This window comes from Sphingobacterium corticibacterium (assembly GCF_004208525.1).
Classification (GTDB): domain Bacteria; phylum Bacteroidota; class Bacteroidia; order Sphingobacteriales; family Sphingobacteriaceae; genus Sphingobacterium; species Sphingobacterium corticibacterium.
Map to the genome: position 1 here is coordinate 1129339 of NZ_SGIT01000002.1, position 21036 is coordinate 1150374.

The 21036-nt window shown below is 44.8% G+C and carries 13 protein-coding genes and 1 pseudogene; 7 read left to right on the forward strand and 7 right to left on the reverse strand.

The features are described 5' to 3' along the window. Positions 1-5: 5 nt before the first annotated feature. Genes EWE74_RS12945 through EWE74_RS12975 form a run of 7 tightly spaced genes read left to right on the forward strand, consistent with a single transcriptional unit; the run spans position 6 to position 9608 of the window. Positions 6-2030: a RagB/SusD family nutrient uptake outer membrane protein gene (locus EWE74_RS12945; RefSeq protein WP_130141941.1), complete on the forward strand. Its 2025-nt coding sequence runs from the start codon at positions 6-8 to the stop codon at positions 2028-2030. 11 nt (positions 2031-2041) lie between these two features. After that, positions 2042-3445 carry a sulfatase family protein gene (locus tag EWE74_RS12950; protein ID WP_130141942.1) on the forward strand — a complete coding sequence of 468 codons (1404 nt, stop codon included), beginning with the start codon at positions 2042-2044 and terminating at the stop codon, positions 3443-3445. 24 nt (positions 3446-3469) lie between these two features. Beyond that, positions 3470-4576, forward strand: coding sequence for a glycoside hydrolase family 88/105 protein (locus EWE74_RS12955; RefSeq protein WP_130141943.1), 1107 nt, complete (start codon positions 3470-3472; stop codon positions 4574-4576). 52 nt (positions 4577-4628) lie between these two features. Further along, positions 4629-5747 carry a glycoside hydrolase family 130 protein gene (locus EWE74_RS12960; protein WP_130141944.1) on the forward strand — a complete coding sequence of 373 codons (1119 nt, stop codon included), beginning with the start codon at positions 4629-4631 and terminating at the stop codon, positions 5745-5747. Between the two features lie 49 nt (positions 5748-5796). Further along, complete coding sequence (locus EWE74_RS12965) at positions 5797-7281, forward strand: glycoside hydrolase family 88/105 protein (protein ID WP_206365224.1); 1485 nt, start codon at positions 5797-5799, stop codon at positions 7279-7281. 38 nt (positions 7282-7319) lie between these two features. Next, complete coding sequence (locus tag EWE74_RS12970) at positions 7320-8465, forward strand: Ig-like domain-containing protein (RefSeq protein ID WP_130141945.1); 1146 nt, start codon at positions 7320-7322, stop codon at positions 8463-8465. Positions 8466-8501: 36 nt separating this feature from the next. After that, on the forward strand, positions 8502-9608 hold the full coding sequence (locus tag EWE74_RS12975; protein ID WP_130141946.1) for a glycoside hydrolase family 88/105 protein: 1107 nt from the start codon (positions 8502-8504) through the stop codon (positions 9606-9608). A gap of 389 nt (positions 9609-9997) precedes the next feature. On the opposite strand, the pseudogene EWE74_RS12985 reads toward EWE74_RS12975, so the two are convergent. The 7 genes and pseudogenes from EWE74_RS12985 to EWE74_RS13015 form a co-directional block, all read right to left on the reverse strand. Then, positions 9998-10324 (reverse strand): annotated as a pseudogene (locus EWE74_RS12985) (PD-(D/E)XK nuclease family transposase); the annotation flags it as partial. A gap of 176 nt (positions 10325-10500) precedes the next feature. Next, positions 10501-10893 carry a hypothetical protein gene (locus tag EWE74_RS12990; RefSeq protein WP_130141948.1) on the reverse strand — a complete coding sequence of 131 codons (393 nt, stop codon included), beginning with the start codon at positions 10891-10893 and terminating at the stop codon, positions 10501-10503. Between the two features lie 583 nt (positions 10894-11476). Further along, positions 11477-13129 (reverse strand): family 43 glycosylhydrolase, encoded by a 1653-nt coding sequence (locus tag EWE74_RS12995; protein ID WP_130141949.1) that lies wholly within the window; start codon positions 13127-13129, stop codon positions 11477-11479. 17 nt (positions 13130-13146) lie between these two features. Further along, the gene (locus tag EWE74_RS13000) at positions 13147-14151 is read right to left on the reverse strand and encodes a DUF4973 domain-containing protein (RefSeq protein ID WP_130141950.1); all 1005 of its coding nucleotides are present in this window, start codon (positions 14149-14151) and stop codon (positions 13147-13149) included. 21 nt (positions 14152-14172) lie between these two features. Next, positions 14173-16266 carry a RagB/SusD family nutrient uptake outer membrane protein gene (locus tag EWE74_RS13005; RefSeq protein ID WP_130141951.1) on the reverse strand — a complete coding sequence of 698 codons (2094 nt, stop codon included), beginning with the start codon at positions 16264-16266 and terminating at the stop codon, positions 14173-14175. Between the two features lie 12 nt (positions 16267-16278). Next, entirely contained in the window at positions 16279-19455 is a 3177-nt protein-coding gene (locus EWE74_RS13010; RefSeq protein WP_130141952.1) for a SusC/RagA family TonB-linked outer membrane protein, read from the reverse strand. 26 nt (positions 19456-19481) lie between these two features. After that, positions 19482-20882: an IPT/TIG domain-containing protein gene (locus EWE74_RS13015; protein WP_130142413.1), complete on the reverse strand. Its 1401-nt coding sequence runs from the start codon at positions 20880-20882 to the stop codon at positions 19482-19484. Positions 20883-21036: the final 154 nt, after the last annotated feature.

A 21036-nucleotide genomic window follows, 5' to 3' on the forward strand; every position in this document is an offset into this window, starting at 1 on the left:
TAAAAATGAAACACTTAGCTAAAAAATTACAATATATATCTTTTACCCTCCTTATGGGCGGGACCCTTATCGTTAGCAGTTGTTCCAAAGATTTTTTAACGCCGAAACCACTGTCTTTTTATGATCCCGATGCCGCTTTCAGCACAGAAGAAGGATTATTTTCAGCGTTAGCAATATGTGATCGCCATCTTAAATCATATTGGGCAACGGATCACAACGAGATGTTGACATTGGGTACAGAATACATATTTTCCGAACTCATGGTGGCTAGCGCAACAGATAAGCGGAATATGCTCGCCGATGTCGCGAATATGCTCACACCAACCAGTGAAACTTCTTATCAAAACCTTGAAAGAACAAATAGTATTTGGTACTTATGGGAGGAAACCTACAAAGGCATTATGTATGCCAATACGGTTATTAAATACGCTGACTTGGTAGAGGGTTTGGAGGAGGACGCCAGAAATGCCTATATAGGTAGAGCTTACTTTCATCGTGCTTTTCGCTATATGGCATTGGTATTTCAATTCGGTGACGTGCCATTAGTGACCACCATTATCGAAGCGCCTAAACAGACTTATCAAAGTACAAAAAGAGAAGCTATTCTCCAAATGTTGCAAAAAGACTTAGAATTCGCTGTAGAATGGGTTCCAGATCAGAAAGATATGAATCTAATCGGTATGGTTAATAAGGGAGCTTGCCGGATGTTACTAACCAAGTGTTATCTCGCCTTGGGGGAATACGAGAAAGCAAAGGAACAAACCGATATTTTAATTGATCAATCGGGCTATGCCCTCATCTCAGGAGATGGCTTCGGTTCCTTCAATGAAGGGCCTGAACCAGAAACCTGGAAAATTACACGTAACGTTATCTGGGATATGCATCGTGCGGAAAATAAACTTATCGCCGCAAACAGCGAGGTGATTATGGGTATGCCTAACCGCGGATCAGACACCGAAGCCTTTACCAAGATGCTCACGATGCGCATCTTATATCCGTTTGTTTTTGACAGTAGAATCCAAACAAAAGATGGTAAACAGGCTTTGCTGAACCTCAGACGTAACCATGCGGATTACAACCCTCAATATGACTATATGCGCGCATTCGGACGCGGCATTGCGACTTTCCGTCCTACCCGTTTTCATATGACAAATTTATGGCAGGTCAACGGCGTAATGGACGAAACCGATTTACGTCATAATTCAGAAGTGGGAAACTGGATTCGGATGGAAGATTATCGCGTTAATAATAAAGCTTCTTCTCTATTCGGTGAACCACTCGTACTCCACGATGAAAAAAGAAATATCGAGGGAAATGTAGAGTGTAGCGACACCGTCCGTCGTTGGTTTGATGTGCCCCATTATAAACTCTTTCTAGATGATCCGGTAAATGAGGCAAATATCACCGGTTCAGACGGTCTTAGAGGAGCTACAAACGGAGGAAATGCAGACTGGTATCTGTATCGTTTGGCAGAAGCTTACCTACTCCGGGCAGAAGCCAAGTATTATATCAATCCCGGGGATCCTACGATTAAGGACGACCTCAATATCATTCGGCAACGAGCCAAAGCCACTCAATTATACGAAGGAGCTGTTACCATAGGCGATATTATGAACGAACGCGCCCGAGAGCTCTATTGGGAGGAATGGCGTAACGTGGAATTAAAGCGCGTATCGTTATGTCTGGCGCGTAGCGGCAAACCGGACGAATGGGGAAACACGTATAGCTTGGATAACTTTGATAAACAAAGTGGCCGGGGAACCGAAGGTGGAAGCTACTGGTACCAACGTATCGTTCACTACAGCCTTTATAATAAGGGACCTATACAAATCGATGCTACCGGCAATAGCGAGCCGAACTTTACTATGGACAAAAAGAACATGTACTGGCCGATACCGTATGCTGCTATCTCTGCTAACAATAAGGGACAGTTAGCGCAGAACTATGGTTATGATGGTTATGATCCCGCCGCACCAAAGTGGGAAACCTGGGAAGAAGCTGTGGCCGATGAGGACAACACTGGTGAATAATATGTTAAGTCATGACTATTTTTTTCAGAGCGAATAATAGGCTTCAACGCCTATTATTCGTCTTTCTATGTGTAATAAATCTACAAGTAGCTTCTGCTCAAGTCAGGAGTACCACATCGTACCAGCCGAACAAACCCAACTTCCTCATCATTATGGCGGATGATTTGGATATACAGCAACTTAGCTGTTACGGTGGGAAAAATCTAGAGACGAAACATATCGACCGGCTCGCATCAGAAGGGCTGAAGTTCAATTCCATGATTGCTTCGGAAGCGATGTGCATTCCAACGCGCGCTTCCTTATTGACAGGTTTATATCCTGCACGCCATGGTGCCTATCAGAACCATAAACCGGTATATGATGGACTCAAAAGTGTCGTACATTACCTCGGTGATTTAGGATACCGCGTAGGACTAACGGGTAAAGACCACATGACGAAACCGAAAGCGATCTTTCCTTTCGACCGCGTCGACGGTTTTGAACCTAATTGCGTCTCCCCAACGGATGTCTATTTTTTAGATAGCGTCCAAAATTATATTACACACGATTCACCGTATTGTTTGTTTATCATGAGCAACAACCCTCATGCGCCATGGACTGTGGGAGATCCGAGCGAATTTAGCCCCGCAGAATTAACATTACCAGCCCATTGGGTAGACACAGAACAAAGCCGTAGGGAGTTTCGCAAATACTTAGCGGAGGTTAGACGTCTAGACAATCAGGTGGGCGATATTCTTGCGATGTTGGAAAAGACTGATCAGGACAAAAATACCATCGTTATTTTTCTAGGCGAACAAGGCCCGCAGTTTCCAGGCGGTAAATGGGGACTGTATGACTATGGACAGAAAAGCGGCATGATTGTCCGGTGGCCAGAAAAAGTGAAGGCTAAAATAGAAACGGATGCAATCATACAGTACGAAGATATAACACCTACTCTTGTCGATATTGCGGTAGGTAAGGCGATTACTGGTTTGGATGGACGAAGTTTTAAACAGGTGTTGACTCATCCCGAAATACCACACCGGGATGTCGCTTTCGGCATTCACAACAACATTCCGGAAGGCCCAGCCTATCCTATGCGCAGTATACGGGACAACCAGTATAAATTAATTCTAAATCTCCTTCCAGATGCCACTTACGCTATCAAATGGATGATGAATGATAAAGATCCATCACTGGTGTGGCCAACTTGGATAGCCAGCGCGAAACACGATGCAGCAGCAGCAAAATTGACCAATCGTATAGCACACAAATCGGCAATTGAATTCTACGATCTACAAAAGGACCCTAATGAATTAAATAATTTGGCGGAAATACCTGCTTATAAAACGTTAATCACACAATATACGAGTCGCTTACAAAACTGGATGAAAGAACAAGGCGATTCTGGAATAAATATGGATACAAAATTTTAAATCTAATCACTAAAAACAAACATTATGTTAAAAAAATCATTTTTATTTTTCTTAGCGGTATGTTCATTGCAGCTACTATCTGCCCAAGAGAATGTGCTAAAAAGTTTTCCAAAAGGATCGACTCCCAAGGAAGTCGGCAAACGGTTAGCCGATCATTTTGTCGGTAGCCGACACGACCTGTATTTCGGACAATGGGTGCACTATGCCAGCGTATGTTCCTGGAACGGTGCTATAGATTATGCGCTGAAAGTCAATGACAAAAAGCTTATCAAGCAACTGGAGAATAAATTTGAACCATTTTTCACATACGAAAAAGCGTTGCTCCCTCCGATGAACCACGTAGACTACAACATGTTTGGAAGCCTCGCACTAAAACTCTACCAAATCAACAAGGATGAGCGCTACAAAGAATTAGGCTTACAGTATGCCGATACGCAATGGGAAGTTCCGGCGAATGCTAAAGCTGAGGAGAAAGCCTGGGCGGAGAAAGGCCATTCCTGGCAGACTCGCCTCTGGATCGATGATATGTATATGATTACCGTGGTTCAAGGCGAAGCCTATAAAGTGACCGGCGACAAGAAATACCTAGACCGCGCAGCCAAAGAAATGGTCATGTATCTGGATGAGTTGCAACGCCCGAACGGATTGTTCTATCATGCTCCGGACGTACCGTATTATTGGGCACGCGGCGATGGTTGGATGGCTGTTGGCATGCCCGACCTCATGCGGATGATGCCCGAAGATCATCCAGATCGTCCACGTATCATGGAGGGTTATCTAAAGATGATGAAAAGCCTGAAAGAGCATCAGCAGCCAAGCGGCATGTGGAACCAGTTGATTGATGAACCGACGTTTTGGGCTGAGACTTCTGGAACAGCGATGTTCACCTACGCTTTTATAGTCGGTGTTCAGGAAGGTTGGTTGGATGCAGCCGAATATGCACCAGCAGCTCGTAAAGCTTGGCTAGCGATGATTCCCTTTATTGACGAGCGCAATAACGTAACAGAAGTTTGTATCGGTACAGGAAAAAAGAACGATAAGCAATATTACTATGACCGCCCGCGTAATCCAGGTGACCTACACGGGCAAGCTCCTTATCTTTGGTGCGCGGCCGCATTACTAGGGAAATAGCGATATTATTTGTAACTTACTCATAATTAGCAAAATGAAATTTTTCGGCAAAATGCAAAAATCTATCTACCTCTTCACGGTCTTGATTTTCGTGAGTTTTTTTGGACAAGCCCAAGAAAAGCTACCAGACTGGGCTTTAGGTCCGTTCGTGCGGCCGGCGGGAGCCAACCCCATCATATCTCCCGATCCCAACACCACTTTCTTTGATCCGATGAGCAAGCAAGAAATCGCCTGGGAGGCGGGTGACATTTTCAATCCCGCGGCTGTCGTAAAGGATAATCGCATATACGTCCTTTATCGTGGGGAAGACAAATCCGGTATGGGTATCGGCAAACGCACCTCCCGTATCGGGATTGCCGAAAGTAAAGATGGCATTCGCATGAAGCGGGAGAAGAAACCTGTATTTTATCCTGACGAAGACGAGCAGAAAGAGAATGAATGGCCGGGCGGTTGTGAAGACCCCCGTGTCGCTGTTACGGCAGACGGCCTATATGTTATGCTGTACACCCAGTGGAATCGGAAGGTGGCACGTCTAGCCGTAGCTACCTCCCGAGACTTAAAAACCTGGACCAAGCATGGCCCCGCTTTCCAAACAGCGCATAACGGCAAGTTTAAAGATCTATTCTGCAAGTCGGGGTCTGTTGTTACGAAATTAGAAAACGGCAAACAGGTCATTACGAAAGTCAACGGAAAGTATATGATGTACTGGGGCGAGCGCTATATGAATATTGCCACATCGGACGACCTGATCAATTGGATACCTACCTTAAATGATAAAGGCGACCTGGATCTCGTTGTCACACCGCGCAGCGGACATTTTGATAGCGATTTGACAGAATGTGGCCCTCCGGCTCTTCTAACCGAACATGGTATTTTAGTGTTGTACAACGGTAAAAACAAAGGTGATGCCGGTAGAGATACAAACTATACGGCCAACACATATGCCGCCGGGCAGGTACTCTTTGACCTCAACAATCCTTCGAAGGTTATTGGTCGATTGGACAAACCTTTCTTTGTGCCCACCGAGCCCTTTGAAAAAAGTGGACAATACCCGGACGGCACGGTGTTTATCCAAGGTCTTGCCTATTTTAAGAATAAATGGTTTCTATACTACGGTTGTGCCGATAGCCAGGTAGGCGTTGCTATATATGACCCAAATGTCACTTTTTAATCGTGCTGAAAAAATTTTATTTTAAACATTTTAGTTCATTAAAAAAGCTATGCATAGTAAAAGATATATCACAAAAATTATAGTGCTGTTTCTAACAGTGGCTTGCTTCGCTTCCGCTTGTAAAGGGACTGAACCAGTGGTTCCCGATGAAAACAAACCAGACGAAAAAGAACCCGACAAGGAAGAACCCGCCTTTGTTTCTCCGGTGACTGACTTTAAGGCCGAGAAAACCGAAAAAGCAAATGAGCTAATTATTACATGGACGTATCCCAAAGAGGCTATCTCAACAGAGATCACTTGGGTATTGGAGGGAACGAAGCCATCCGATGTCGACAAAAAGAATATCATGAGACCCTCGGATAACAAAGGGGCTTTTCGGATGCACGTACTTCAGCACGGCAAGTATATCATCTCCGCTGTCGCCATTGACAGTGATGGAAATCATTCGGAAACGGTGACAACCGATGGTGTCCCAACGCATGAAAACGAAGTTTTATTGGTTTTCCCTGAGGGTGCCGATGCCTTGTCAGTCGGTACAAGACTGGCGCGAAGATTCATAAAAACGATCAGTTCCTCCCCTCATAACACTCGGACCAACTACCCTTATGTATGTACCTACCTTGGAGCGTTTCAATTTGCACAAGCCATCGGCGACGATCAAATGTACAATGAGCTGCTGACAAGGTACGATAATTCGTTTTTTTCCGCAGGTGCACCAACGCTTCCCAGCCCAAACCACGTAGACAACAATATATTCGGATCCGTTCCATTGGAAATTTATAAAAAAGTAAAGGACAGAAAATACTTTAATTTGGGGATGGACTATGCCGATAAGCAATGGGAACTGCCTGCTAACCCAACCCAGGCACAACAAAACTGGCACAATCAAGGGTACTCCTGGCAAACCCGTATCTGGATTGACGACATGTTCATGATCACCGCCATACAGGCACAGGCATACCAAACTACAGACGACAGAAAATATATAGACAGGGCTGCCAAAGAAATGGTGATGTATCTGGATGAGATCCAACGCCCCAACGGACTATTTTACCATGCTCCAGATGCCCCTTTTTACTGGAGTCGCGGCAATGGCTGGATGGCCGTGGGTATGGCCAATCTCCTAAGTATACTTCCGGAAGACAATCCCAACAGAAAAGAAATAGAAACTGCCTACAAACTAATGATGTCTACATTGCTGCAATACCAAGCAGAAGACGGCATGTGGCGTCAACTGATTGACAAAAGTGAATTGTGGAAAGAAACATCCGGTACAGCGATGTTTACATACGCAATGATCGTGGGTGTCAAAAAAGGGTGGCTGGACAAAGTAACGTATGGCACGGCCGCACGTAAAGCATGGCTTTCCCTTTTAACCTATATAAACAATGATGACAACATGACGGAAGTCTGCGAAGGCACGAATAAAAACAGCAGTTACCAGTTTTACGTAGACCGTAAACGCAATATCGGCGACCTGCACGGACAAGCACCTATGCTATGGTGTGCGACAGCATTATACAACGATATGTAAGCATATAATATATTAATTAACCACATAATACTAAAAAAATGAAAAATTTCAAACCAGTTCTCTGCTGGATGAGCATCGCTCTCTGTATGATGTTATTTGTAAACTGTAAAGACGAGAACGTCGAACCTACATCCATTCGCGTACAAAGTGTAACAATAAGCGAATCACTGAAACAAGGCGTAACCTTACAAGTCGGAAGCGACGCGATAAATATCGCGGACCAAGTCACTATTCTTCCCGAAAATGCCGCCAACAAAAGGATAATATTTTCTTCCAGCAACAAAAAAATAGCTACAGTCGACGAAGAAGGTTTAGTGACTGTTCATAATGCAGGAACAGCCATCATCACGGTGATCGTGGACGGGCAAACGGATCAATTCACCATCACAGCCGATCCCAAACCACCTGTCCTTACTAACGAGATTGCTATCAGCGATCCGGAGGTGGAGTTACAGGAAGGAACTACGGTGGATATTGCTGACCGAATAACGGTTTTACCAGTAGACGCTGCCAACAAAGTTGTCACGTTCAGTTCCGCTGACCCAAATATTGCTACTGTCAATCAAGGTGGTGTGATAACGGCTGTCAGTCAGGGAACAACGACGATCACTATCTCCTCCGTACAAGTACCTGAAATAACGAACACGATCAATGTCACCGTAACGGAAGCAGATCACATAGGAGACTACGACCGTGCGGGGTGGGTTGTATCCGCATCGCAAGATCCACTTCCAAACACACCGGAAGACAACAAAGTTGGAAATGCTATCGACGGAGATATAAACAGTCGGTTTATATTAGTAAGACCAAGCAAAACCAATCAATTCGGAGTAACTGTTCCTTCCAAGGAAAATGGTGGTTCTATTTCTTTCACTATAGACATGCAAAAACAGCAAAAAGTGAGTTATTTCAGGTTAAGACATGTGCCGGGTCTTAATCAACTCCGTTATTACATGATCGAAACCATATCGGGAAGTAACGATGGCGAGAATTGGACGGTTATAGCTTCGGACGTAGAAGTGACCGATGCACCGGACGGTTCAATTGTTGAATCTCCGAATATCGCGATTCCATCTTCGAATTACAGATACATCCGCTTCTGGTGCCAGAAAGACGAGTGTTGGAAATCTATGAGTCAAGGTGCAACTGCACAGCTTACAGAAATCTATCTAGGCAATCAATAGACATACTTAAAAAAAATCAAATAAAAATTAAATATAATGTCAAAAAAAGTAATCCTATTCGTATTCATGCTAAGCTGTTTTCAGCTTAGCTTCTCACAGAAAAACCTGTTAACAAACTTCCCCAAAGGCTACGAACCCGAAAAAGTCGGTAAACTCATTGCGTACCGCTTCGTGTATATGAACAATGCGTTGCACGCTGGAAAATGGATTGGCTATCCACAAACGTTTTACTGGAAAAGTGGGCTTAATTTCGCAGAGTTAACGAAGGACGAGCTACTGACAACCTATTTAAAAAACCGCTTTGAACTCCTGTTCGATAAGGACAAGGCATTGCTCCCGATTAAGAACCATGTGGATCTGAACATGTTCGGTAGTTTACCCTTGACGCTATATCGTATCACGGAAGACAAGCGTTACTTCGATCTTGGATTACCCTACGCCGACACGCAATGGGAAGTGCCTGCGGATGCTAAAACCGAAGAGAAGGCTTGGGCTGATAAGGGCTTCTCCTGGCAGACACGTCTCTGGATAGATGATATGTACATGATAACCATTGTGCAGAGCGAAGCTTATAAAGTAACCGGCGACCGGAAATATATCGACCGTGCCGCGAAGGAAATGGTGCTGTATCTCGATGAACTGCAACGTCCGAATGGACTATTTTACCATGCGCCCGACGTTCCGTTCTATTGGGGACGCGGCAACGGCTGGATGGCCGCTGGTGTGACCGAATTGCTACGCTACTTACCGGAGGACAGCGAATATCGTCCACGTATTTTGGAAGGATACCGCAAGATGATGGCCAGCTTAAAACAATATCAACAACCAAATGGTATGTGGAACCAATTAATTGATGAAGCGGATTGTTGGGCAGAAACATCCGGATCAGCTATGTTTGCGTACGCCTTCATCACCGGCGTGAAACAAGGTTGGTTGGATTCGAAAGAGTATGCACCGGCAGCCCGTAAAGCGTGGATAGCATTAGTAGACTATGTGGATGAAAAAGGAAGTGTATCGGAGGTCTGTGTTGGCACCAACAAAAAGAACGACAAGCAATATTATTATGACCGTCCGCGCAGGACAGGCGATTTCCACGGACAGTTCCCTTATCTGTGGTGTGTGAATGCTTTGTTGGAGAAGTAATAAAGATGATCTTTGCTTGCTGGACACCGATCTAGCAAGCAAACGATTACTTTTTAGACGCTTCAATTTCACTCCCACACACCAATACACCCTCATTTTTCTTAATTGCTTCTTCAACCTAACAACCAGCGCAGTCGCAAAGTAAATACTATGCGAAATTTTGTACAGCAAAAAAGGTGCTTCCTTTATCAGAAAACACCTTAAGATTATATATTTATATAGCTATTTCAGCTTTTCTATTTCGGCTATGGACAGCCCCAAAATATCAGAAATCATATCAACATCAAAGCTGCTTTTCAACATCTTTCTAGCAGAATTTTGTTTATCCGCCAATTTCTCAGCCTCGGCTTTAGCACGTTCTTCCTTCCTGCCTTTCTCTAATCGTTTCTCTAACCCTTCTCCATGCCTTCCTGTAATCCTCTCTCACGGCCTTCGCATAGTCCTTCCTTAATTGCAGTGAGACGCACACTTTCCGCATCCCGCTTATTCTTTAGATTTGACTCGTACAATTTCATATCCGTTTCCGTTAAATTTGCTACCTCTCCAATATCAAATATAAGATCAAAAACTCGATTATCCAAAAATTTCGGCATTTCATCCAACTCCTCCATATGCCTAAACAAATATGACCACTTATCCATATACCCCTTGATATCAGACTGTTTCTTATTAAAATTGGGCAAAACCAATAACTTGTACCCAAGCTTGTCATAAAAAACGTTTTGCTCTGCCGATCACACAAAGCCACGTGGTAATAATATTGATCGGATCCTATCATTATCCCGAACGGAAATGCGACGTCGTCGGACGGAAGCGTTACGTCGTCGTGCGCCGACGTCATTTCGTTACCCATCTTTGCGCTCCTTCCGCCCATCTTTTTCACATCGGCATATTAGAAAGTCATCTCGGCGTATGACGAAACGTTGCCCCTGTCCAAAAAAACGTTAACCCCGTATTCCGACAACATATCGACACACGGGAAGATGGTGTCAACATACATCAAGACGATCAAGATGGTCGGAAGCATCACTTTGGCGGACGACAGAATAACTTCCCTGCATAAGGAGATCAATAGGATCGACATCTTTATCACTTCCTTGGACAGGTTGTTTGTATCCCCGTACAACGACATCGTGTCGTTGCTCGGCATACTGTTCAAGTCGTACGATGACAGCACGCCGGCGTATGGGAAAACAGTAAAGGGATATTTCACACTGTCTTTGTGCATATACATGTGAATACCTGCACGTGACACATCTGTTTTGTACCGGAACAAGGTCGACATGTCAAGTAAATTATTGATTATATCACGTGACTTTCCCCTCCACTGCAAGGACGTCGTCATTCACGCACGGAACATCTCCGAACAGTCCCGTGCGGTCATCGACCATCACAGAGACATCGTCATTAAGTCAAGCAACAAGTATGTTTTGACACTGTTCAAAACTAAAAACTACAATGACTTGTCGATTATGTCACCGTACTCAGACGTTAAGTACATTGCAGACGGGGCTATGTACATGTGCAAAGTAACATCTTTGAAATTATCACAAAGGAAACAGCGTACGGACTTTATTGCCGTACGCTGTTTCTTATTAAAGGTAAGCTCTATCGTGAAAACACTTAGAATCAAACTATTTCACCACTACCGGATGGATAGCCTGACCGAAAATACGAATCACACCCTCCGCTGAGAATTCCATAAGGTCCCTCTGCAATCGTTCCCTGTTTTCTCTCTCAACCGTCTTGCTCGCGGATACATCCCTTCCATGATTTCGACCGTCGTCACGGTTTCCCACAGGAATAAAACAACGCGATAGCTAAAACAACATATTTGCGAATCATAACCTTGGAATATACATGCTACGCTAAAAAACCGGCATATCCGTCAGTATAGCAGATGGCGTGCCATTGTCAACTATTGGCCAACCGTCACTATCCCAGTTTACTTTACCCAACATCAAATTACGCGATCCTACAACATTGTTTACATTCTCATACGCATGATATAACATCCAGTCTACACCATTCTTATCCGTAATGATACGAGCATTATGTCCTGGACCAACAAAGGTTTGGTTCCCTTGTAGTACGATAGGATTGTAAGTTGGTATACTGTTATACCGTGCATTGAAATCTTTCATGTCTACACCGTTACGATTGACATACGGTCCTGCCAGATTTGTCGAACGCCCCACCACAACTCTATAAGTACTGGTAAGCGCTTCACAGCACGTCCCTGCTGAAGCGAACAGGTAGTAGTAATTACCTCGTTTGTGTACATAAGCCCCTTCAAAAGAATCGCCTGCCACTTTGGTTTTCGCGCTCATATCTTTGATAGCCATACCGTCCGAGGTCAGTTCGGTCATATACATACCGAAGAAACTACCCCAAAACAGATAACGTTTACCATTATCCTCGTAAAAGCAAGGATCGATGGAGTTGTGCACCCCGATTTCAGAACTTACAAAAAGCTTTCCATTCGTATTACCTGTCGGGTGAACAAAGGGTCCCTGAGGCTGATTAGACACAGCGACACCGATACCGCTATTCGCACCACCTCCCCATGCAGATAAGGAGTAATACATCACATATTTACCGTCAAAATAATTGATATCCGGTGCCCACATACCTACGTCATTCTGGTTGGCATCAGCAGTGAAGGCGGGTTTGATTGTAAACACCTCACTCGGCGGGCCGATACTTCTCCAGTTGATCAGATCAGATGATCTGTACCCTCTCACGCGCGTTCCGGTGACATACACATACATTTCATTTCCCACGCGGATAGCCGTAGGATCGGCATAACTCCCCGCAATAACCGGATTTTTAATAGCGAAAAAATCACCTTGATTTAGGTTCACGGTATAACTGCGTGACGATCCATCTTCACCTTCTACCGTATATATTACAGGTTTGCTAAAATCATGCCGTTGCACACCACCTATCTGCTTTACACCATTTACCTTGACAGCAGACCGGGACTCGGACAACGTGAATACAGGCTGCAAATCCGTTATATTAACATTTTTGGGAATGACGACCGTATTGTATATTTCCCCTGTCTGCTCATCGATCACTACGGAAAACTGTTCCATCACAGGATCTGAAAAGCCAAAAGAACGGAAGGTATTTGCCATGGTCTCTTTCATAATCCTAATCACATACGAACGTTCTTTAGAATCGTCAACATAGAGATCACAGACCAGGTCATTGCTCAGATTGATTTGCCCCTTCCCACTCTGCAACTGCACATCATTGATCTTGACCACAGCGTCCGCACGGTTGAGCTTAAACTGCGGCACCAGACTAGAGAGATTGACATAGGAGGGAAATGATTCCCGGCTGCTGACCGTACTTTTCAGGGTATTGACGCTCAAATCGTGGTTCGTTCCATTTTGATCCACAACAGAGAAACTGATCAACTCTGCCGGAAGGTCATTCAGTACTTTATCTTTACATGCCCCCATCAGGAAAACCATCATCAGTAAAGCAAAAATATTGGCTAATAGTTTGTTCATAATTTTATATTTTATATTTACCACTCTATCTGTTGATCTTCATCTGGTATCAACGTATTCAACTTACGTTCCATGGCCATGGTACCTACCGTCTGATACCGCAACCGTAACCCCGGTGCAGAGGTGTAATCTTCAAACCTATATCCAAACGATAGATTTATATAGATACGCTTCTCATATGGCTTCACTTGATCCCAACTTTCGTCTACCGTGTAATAAGCCTGCTCATCGTCCACTTCAAATTTGTTATTTTCTGCGTTATCACTCCATATCTCCAGTTTTTTCTTCTGGATATCTATCTGTTCGTCCGTAAACCGGACAAACACCTTATAGCTCTTACGATCCAGATAATCTGCATCCCGGGTACCGGCGTAGAAAAAGACAGTCTCCTCATCCACAACATAAGCCCGTTGCGTGTTCATCGTGAGCTCTCGATCCCTATTTCCTTCTAAATATATTTTAAACTGGGTGCTACTATATTCGCCCGAATAGTCATTGAAGGGTGCGATACGCAACATCGCTCTTTTATAATGCTTGTGCGGATTAACATGGTAATTTCCTGCTGGATCGTCTAGAATCTGCAAAGGCAGCACCCATTTGTCAGACTCGTCTATATCTGCCAAGGAAAACTCAATCGGGATGACGGCTTGACTCTCTCCTGCCGGAATGGTCACTGTTTCGGGCATATTATAATACTTACTTTCCAATACGCCATAATAAAGCTCCTGCCGTTCGCCAAACTGCTCCCGGTTTAGGATCGCCAGTGTATCGAGGTCCAGTCCGACACGCACTGTTCGGTTCTCGGTGTTGGGTGTTGAGCCGCTAACCACCACAGGAAGATTGAATGTGACCTTGCCATCAGGTTTGTAACGGATGTATGTCCAGCTGACACCTTCCGTATTTGGCGGTGCTTTGAACGACACCAGTTGCTCATATTGTTCGTCTTCCCATTCATTATTGCAGGACGACAAGCCGAAGATGGTAGTTGCCATCACTAAAAACAGGATATATATCTTTTTCATGATCTTCGATTTTACAATTTGTTATTCCGGATATGTCCACCCCGGATTTTGTGTCAATTCTTTATTACTCCGCAACTCATCCCAATGGATCGGCCAGAACCACATTTTCAAGGAGAAAATCGTCGGTAAGGACGGTACGGCGACCGGTGTATGGAATATCTCGGGACTATTTCCAGTCACCCACACGTTATTTCCATATATCGGTGCAGATTCTTCATTAGGTGCGTCCGTCCAGCGGCGAAGGTCATAAAAACGATGGCCTTCGGCGAATAATTCGATCTGCCGCTCACGTTTCAGGCTGATACGGAATTTATCCGCATCGCTATACACATTCGCTGTATAATCGGGGAGCCCGGCACGGATACGTATCGGTTGTATACCTTTTTTTATCTCCGAAATATCGCGCATAATAGTATGCGTTTTACTACCATCATACGAAGGGACACTATGGCTCCCACTCAGCTCGTTCAGTGCTTCGGCGTAAATTAGCAAAACTTCCGCATAGCGAATCGCCGGGTCTACCTTAGGCTCTATGTTTGCGAAGTCGTACCCAGTAGAAGTTCCTGTCCGATAATCATTTGGATGCACATATTTCTTTACACCTATACCCGTACGCAGCCAGTAAGTAACACCAGCCCGGTATCCGCTAATCGCGTCAAAATAATAAAACACCTGTCTATTTTTATGTCCTAAGAGCTCCGGATCGGTTATATTGTCCAGATTCCATACAGAACCGTTATAGGCCACGGAAGCATAAAAACGGGGTTCGCGGTGTACGTATTGCTTGTGCACTCCTTCACCTTTAATACCTAATTCCGGGTATACACGATTTTGATCCTCTTCCGCACTGACTACGCCGGATGGACGGGGCAGCGTGCTGTATCTACCCGCATAGCCCTGCTGGCTTTGGTACATATTGTTCATCCCCGGGAGATCGGTACCATCGTTCATGTAATAAGCATCGGCTTGCTTTTGGGTCATTCCGTGAGAATTGTACCCGCCTACAGCTTCTGTTCGCGGCAGCTGATGTAGCACCATCACGCGGATATCTTCTCCCCCTTGGTTTTGACCACGTGTAAAGATCAGTTCCGGATTCTGCGTAGCGTTAACATCTCCGTTGAAAAGTGCTCGATAGGACTCATAAGGATCAATATCTCGCCAACCAAGGGGCCAGTTCGTGTCCGAAAACTCGGGGTTATACGGTGGAGTCACGGTAGCCGGATAAATCGCATTACCAGTTTCCTTACGGTAGGCCACATACAATTGATATTTTCCCAAATCCATCACATCTTTTGCTGCTGCAGCTGCCTTTGCCCATTTGAACTCATCATACGTATCCGAAAGGAGCCGCGTGCCTTGTTTGGTCACCAGCGCCGCCGAGACATCCGCAGGTGCCTTGCCATTGTAAAGCGGGCTTGCCGAAAACACCAACACCCGAGCCCGTAGTGCCAGCGCAGCACCACGAGTAGGCCGCGCAAGATGGGTATTACCACGTGCCAACGGCAATGCCGACGCGGCTTCAGCCAATTCACTCGCTAGAAAATCCGCACATTCATCATACGTATTACGTGGTAGCGCCAGCTCATCATAACTCAGGGTATAATCAATCCCTTCATCTGGTACAATTGGAATAGGCCCAAAGTTACGCATCAGAATCCAATAAAAATAAGCCCTCAGGTATCGCGCCTGTGCTTTCATATCCTCCTTTTCGTAGTCCGAAATATCTGGGTTAAGGTGGATATGGTGTATGAAAATGGAAGCCTGACGAATACCATCATAGGCGGTCTTCCAAATCCCTTTATTTTCTCCACTTAAGCCATTTTCGGTATACTGGCCTCTTTTCCAACGTGCGTATTCTTCATTTTCATCACCGTAATACATGTCATCAGCGAAGTTGAACATCACGGATTTTTTACTGGCGACATCCTGCATAGCGTTGGTACCCAGAAAATAGTAGGCCCGCGCCAGCCAGCGTTCGGTGTAATCGCGGTTCGTAAATACATCCTCCATCGTCATCCGTTCATCGAACAGGTAATCGGAGTCTAAGTATTTTTTACATCCGCCGATGCTCAGCATTAACGCTACAGCGGATAATAGTATAGCTATTCTTTTCATATTCTTCATTCCTTATAGATTAACAGATATTCCCACGGAAAACGTTTTGCTTAATGGGTACGCTTTCCCGTCTGTACTGCCCATCTCTGGGTCCCAGAGGCCGAACTTTGAAAATGTAAATAGATTCGTCGCTATAAAGAATAGACGAGCGTTGTTTATATGCGCTCTATTTACCAAATTTTTAGGCAGCGAATATCCCAAGTCCAACGATTTCAAACGCAAGTATGATCCGTCGCGAAGCCAAAAAGATGAAGCCCGATAATTGTTGGCATTAGCTCCATAGCTTAGGCGCGGATATTCTGCATTCGGATCTTCGTTTTCACCCAATTTCCATCGGTTACTATTGGCCATATCCATCAACACATTCCCCCAACCGTCACCACCTTGAAACATATACACTGATGAACCGTTGATAAAGTAACTTGACTTACCGGCACCCTGGAAGTGGGCGTTGAGATCAAAGCCTTTCCAACTTGCAGACATACCAAATCCATATATTAGGTTAGGACGTGTCGTAGCACCAATAGCAACGATATCCGTACCATCCACAACACCGTCACCATTAACGTCTTTGTACTTAATATCTCCCGGCATCACCTCGCCAAAAGTTTGCGTAGGGCTGTTGCGGATATCATCGTAATCTTTAAATAAACCCAGCGCTACGAGCCCCCTTGCCTGATCCACCCGATGGCCCTCCTGCAGACGGTAATCGTAAATGCTATTTTGTTCGTCGCGTTCAAGTATCTTATTTTTACTATACGTCAGGTTGCCTCGCAACGTCAAATGTACATTGTTAACCTGCTGTTTGAAATCCAAATTACCGTCAAATCCTCGAGATTCCACCTTACCCACATTGGCATAGGGATAGCGAAAGCGTCTATCCTGATTATTTATCCTGATAATTTCACTTTCCAGTCCACTAGATGCTGGCAGGAAATCACGTCTCATAAAGATGCCCTCTCGATTTTCGTAAAAGAGGTCAAATACCCCTGAAATCTTATCATGCAGAAAAGAGAAATCAAAACCGAGATCTTTCTTTAACGCAACCTCCCAGGAAACATACGGCGACGCTATCTGATCATACCGCATACCACCCCAATACGCAGTAGTCTGATAGTCTGCGAACTGATATCCACCTGTAGCAATCGGATTTCCATTCGAATCTTTTACGATATTCCAATTGCTATCTCTTTGATATATTGTTTCTATATCATATAGATATGGGAAACGATCCCCTCCTAACCGATCATTACCGGTCTTACCGTGTGAATAGCGAATCTTAAACATACTCAACCAATCGGCATCTTTGAGGAATGGCTCCTCTGCAACGTTCCAGGCTGCCGAGAACGCTGGAAAAAAACCGAAACGGTAATCTTTATGGAAATTTTCCGACCCCGTATAACCGAAGTTGAAATCTACGAAATAACGGTTATTGAAGTTATAGTTGGCTCGACCGGAAAAGCCCTGTATACGTCGGGCTATACCGTTCTTGAGGTCATCGCCCAATCCCTGCGTAAATACTTCAGAAGATTGCATGTATTTGGCTACTGCACCAAAATTATGCTTACCCAGACTCTTGTTATACAACAAATCCCATTCAAAGAAATCTCTCCTCGACCCCTCTGATCCTGAGGTCTGTGTCATCTTCATTTCCTCCGCTGTACGAGTAAAGATCAACTCGCCATTGGTACGGAAGCGTTCAATACGCCAGGTCTCTGGCCTTTTAAAGCGGTTAATCCAATTATTGTTTTTGGTATCGTAGCCATAACGAGCAATAAAACGCAACCCCGGTGTAACAAAATCCAACTTCTGCTCTAGATTTAAGGTCGTCTGTATATTGTTTTGCCAAGTTTCCTTGTAGCCGGTCATCGTACCTTGCACCCAAGGATTAAGGTTATCATTCTTTCCCGTCCAGGAAGGTATACGTCCGTTCGAATAGCTCAAGGGCATCATGATGGGACTATACCCCATGAGGGAAGTCCAGATGGCGCCAGTACCGACACCGGGATCGTTTTCTTTGCGCAGCGAACCAGAAACTCCTACCCGCAATAAAGTAGATTTTGTGATATCCATGTCTACATTGAGCCGGTAGGTATATCGTTTGAAGTTGGCATTCGTATTGTAGTCGCTCAACGCGTCATCCACTTTGTACATCCCCTGTTGGTTGTGATACGATCCACCAACATAATAACGGGCCGTCTTTCCACCACCACTAAAGCTAAGCTGACTGCGGTTGCTTACCGCATAATCTCGCATCAACACGTCCATCCAGTTTACATTGGGAAATAGGTCTGGATCCAATCCCAGTCGGAGGATTTCTAATTCCGTATCCGAAAAGAGCGGTTCCTGATTACGTGTAATCTTAGCCTCGTTGGACATGGAAGCATAAGTGTATCCGTCCGCGAATTCGGGCAGCTGGGTAAATTGGCTCCGGAAACCTTCTAATTTGGCATTTATATTGATTTTTCCTTCCTTACCACGTTTCGTATTGATCAAAACCACTCCGTTTGCTCCCCGGCTACCATATATCGCTGTAGCGGAGGCATCTTTAAGTACGGTAAAGGATTCGACATCCTCCACGTTGATCTCGTTCATATCCCGCTCAAAACCATCCACCAGTACCAGCGCCGAGCTGCTCGCACCAAATGTGGAAATACTGCGTATCCAAAATTCGGATATTTCACCTGGGCGACCGGAGCGTTGCATTGCCAAGATACCCGGAACCTGTCCTGCCAGCGCATCCGCCATGGAGGTGGAAGGGTTCGACTTCAGACGCTCAACGTCTACCGTGGTAATGGCTCCGGTAACAGCTATCCTCCGCTCATTTCCAGTTGCCGTCACGACGACCTCATTGATCAAGCTTGCATCCGACTCCCTCATCATGATATTAACTTCTTTTTCCTCGTTTAGCAAAAACTCTTCTTTGTCGTAGCCCACAAACGTAAACTCCAGTGTCTGGTAACGTTTTGCTTTGATACTATACTTTCCGGCATCATCTGTCCGCGCACCTAATCCGGGTGCGTTGCTAATAGATATGCTAACGCCCACAAGTGGTTGATCGTTCACATCCGTGACCTTACCCGTAATAGTCAACTCTTCTCGTACCTCTTGCTGTGTTCCTTCTTGCGCATGTGTATGATAGCTAATGGTCAACAAAGCAAAGCCGATACATAGTATAAATTTCTTCATATCTGTATGTTTAAAAATTGGTTCTTCTATTCTCCTTCCAGTGAGATTTTACGGATGATCCAGTTGCCTTGCTCTCCTACATAAAAGCAGTTTCTTGTTTCATCAAAGGCAATTGCGGTAGGTTGGTTAAAACGTGCCTCCAAACGCAGGTCTCCGTTGGCATAGCCGTTTGTACCGTTGTTACCACGTCCGGCATAGGTGCTTACTCGACCCTGCGGCGTGAGCTTCCGGATAGCATGGTTTTCTTTATCACAAAAATAATAATCGTATTGATCACCTCCTTGCTCTTCGTAATCCGGATTTTTCACAAACACCCCCTGTACCGGACGATTCAGGCGTGCACTTGTACCCACACCGTCAGACCAGCCATTGCTGTTGGCCAAACCGGCAACCGGGTACGGCGTCCTAAAGATTTTATTGACATGATCATATTCGCTTTTCAAAATATAACTACGCTCATAATTAGTAATATACGCATAATCTCCGCTAGGGTGAATAACGATAAAAACAGCTGTCGACTGGAAAGGATTGGAAAAAGCCACCTTATTTGTGCCGGTCTCGAGATCATAACGATATACAACCCCCACCCGATATAACGAATAATACAATTCGCCATTTATGGGGTGTACCGCAGCCCCATTGACCCCGCGCGCCACTTGGTTAATAACTTGACTCTGTGTAAAATTGGACGAACGCGAGAAGGTATAAAATGCGTTTCGGGTATCTGAGGCGTGGTTTTCCGCGGTAAGTAAATCCCGATCGCCGTCCGGGCGCCAAAGGATTACTGTTTTTCGACCAATGCCAGGCGTACGGAAGTAACTCACGTATCTCGTTTCCAAATCAACGACGCGGGCATTGCTGCTCTCTGCCGCAATATAAAATTGGTTAGGGTTTTTCGGGTCAAAGGTGAACCATATCATATTCTTAAATGCACCACAATCATCAAAAGGTCCTTCTTTCTCCTCAAACTGGGTGCCCACTTCGTAGTACTTACCGACCAGATCGGAAACGACCCATTTCCGCTCGTAGGCAAACACTTCCGGTGCTTCCCCTCCGGCTAGTTCCTCTTCACCAGCCTCATCCAGTATATATACATTCACATCGCCATCAAAGGCTTCTGACGGAACGATACAGTACAAAGCATTGCCTTTCACGCTGACGGTTTTGGCAATCTTCCCACCAATCATTACTTTGATTCGGGAAACGTCGTTACCAAAATTATCACCATAAACCACTAGATTGCTTCCTGCTCCACCTCCTTTAGGAAGGAAGCCTGTCACCGAAACGGGTTTACCCGGGTCATAGGCTACCGGCTTCTCATCACCTCCATCACTACTTTCCTTACACTGCACAAAGCAAAGCATCACCATGGAGAGCCATATTGCATGGAATGACCTCCACCTCTTACTTATTTTCTCTACTTTCATATACATTTTATATTGGTTAAAATTTTATTCTATATACTAGCTATAGTACTACTATTGGTTCTTTACTTTATTTCCTGATGTTCGTTAATTAAATATTTAGTTTACGTTATATAATTGTATTATTACTCCCTCTGCATACGAAGCATAAACGCGG

Coding starts and splice junctions, on each gene's coding strand:
- EWE74_RS13000 (WP_130141950.1), bottom strand. CDS start 14,151: ATGAAAAAGATATATATCCTGTTTTTAGTGATGGCAACTACCATCTTC.
- EWE74_RS12995 (WP_130141949.1), bottom strand. CDS start 13,129: ATGAACAAACTATTAGCCAATATTTTTGCTTTACTGATGATGGTTTTC.
- EWE74_RS12970 (WP_130141945.1), top strand. CDS start 7,320: ATGAAAAATTTCAAACCAGTTCTCTGCTGGATGAGCATCGCTCTCTGT.
- EWE74_RS13010 (WP_130141952.1), bottom strand. CDS start 19,455: ATGAAGAAATTTATACTATGTATCGGCTTTGCTTTGTTGACCATTAGC.
- EWE74_RS12990 (WP_130141948.1), bottom strand. CDS start 10,893: ATGTCGACCTTGTTCCGGTACAAAACAGATGTGTCACGTGCAGGTATT.
- EWE74_RS12950 (WP_130141942.1), top strand. CDS start 2,042: ATGACTATTTTTTTCAGAGCGAATAATAGGCTTCAACGCCTATTATTC.
- EWE74_RS13005 (WP_130141951.1), bottom strand. CDS start 16,266: ATGAAAAGAATAGCTATACTATTATCCGCTGTAGCGTTAATGCTGAGC.
- EWE74_RS12945 (WP_130141941.1), top strand. CDS start 6: ATGAAACACTTAGCTAAAAAATTACAATATATATCTTTTACCCTCCTT.
- EWE74_RS12965 (WP_206365224.1), top strand. CDS start 5,797: ATGCATAGTAAAAGATATATCACAAAAATTATAGTGCTGTTTCTAACA.
- EWE74_RS12955 (WP_130141943.1), top strand. CDS start 3,470: ATGTTAAAAAAATCATTTTTATTTTTCTTAGCGGTATGTTCATTGCAG.
- EWE74_RS12975 (WP_130141946.1), top strand. CDS start 8,502: ATGTCAAAAAAAGTAATCCTATTCGTATTCATGCTAAGCTGTTTTCAG.
- EWE74_RS13015 (WP_130142413.1), bottom strand. CDS start 20,882: ATGAAAGTAGAGAAAATAAGTAAGAGGTGGAGGTCATTCCATGCAATA.
- EWE74_RS12960 (WP_130141944.1), top strand. CDS start 4,629: ATGCAAAAATCTATCTACCTCTTCACGGTCTTGATTTTCGTGAGTTTT.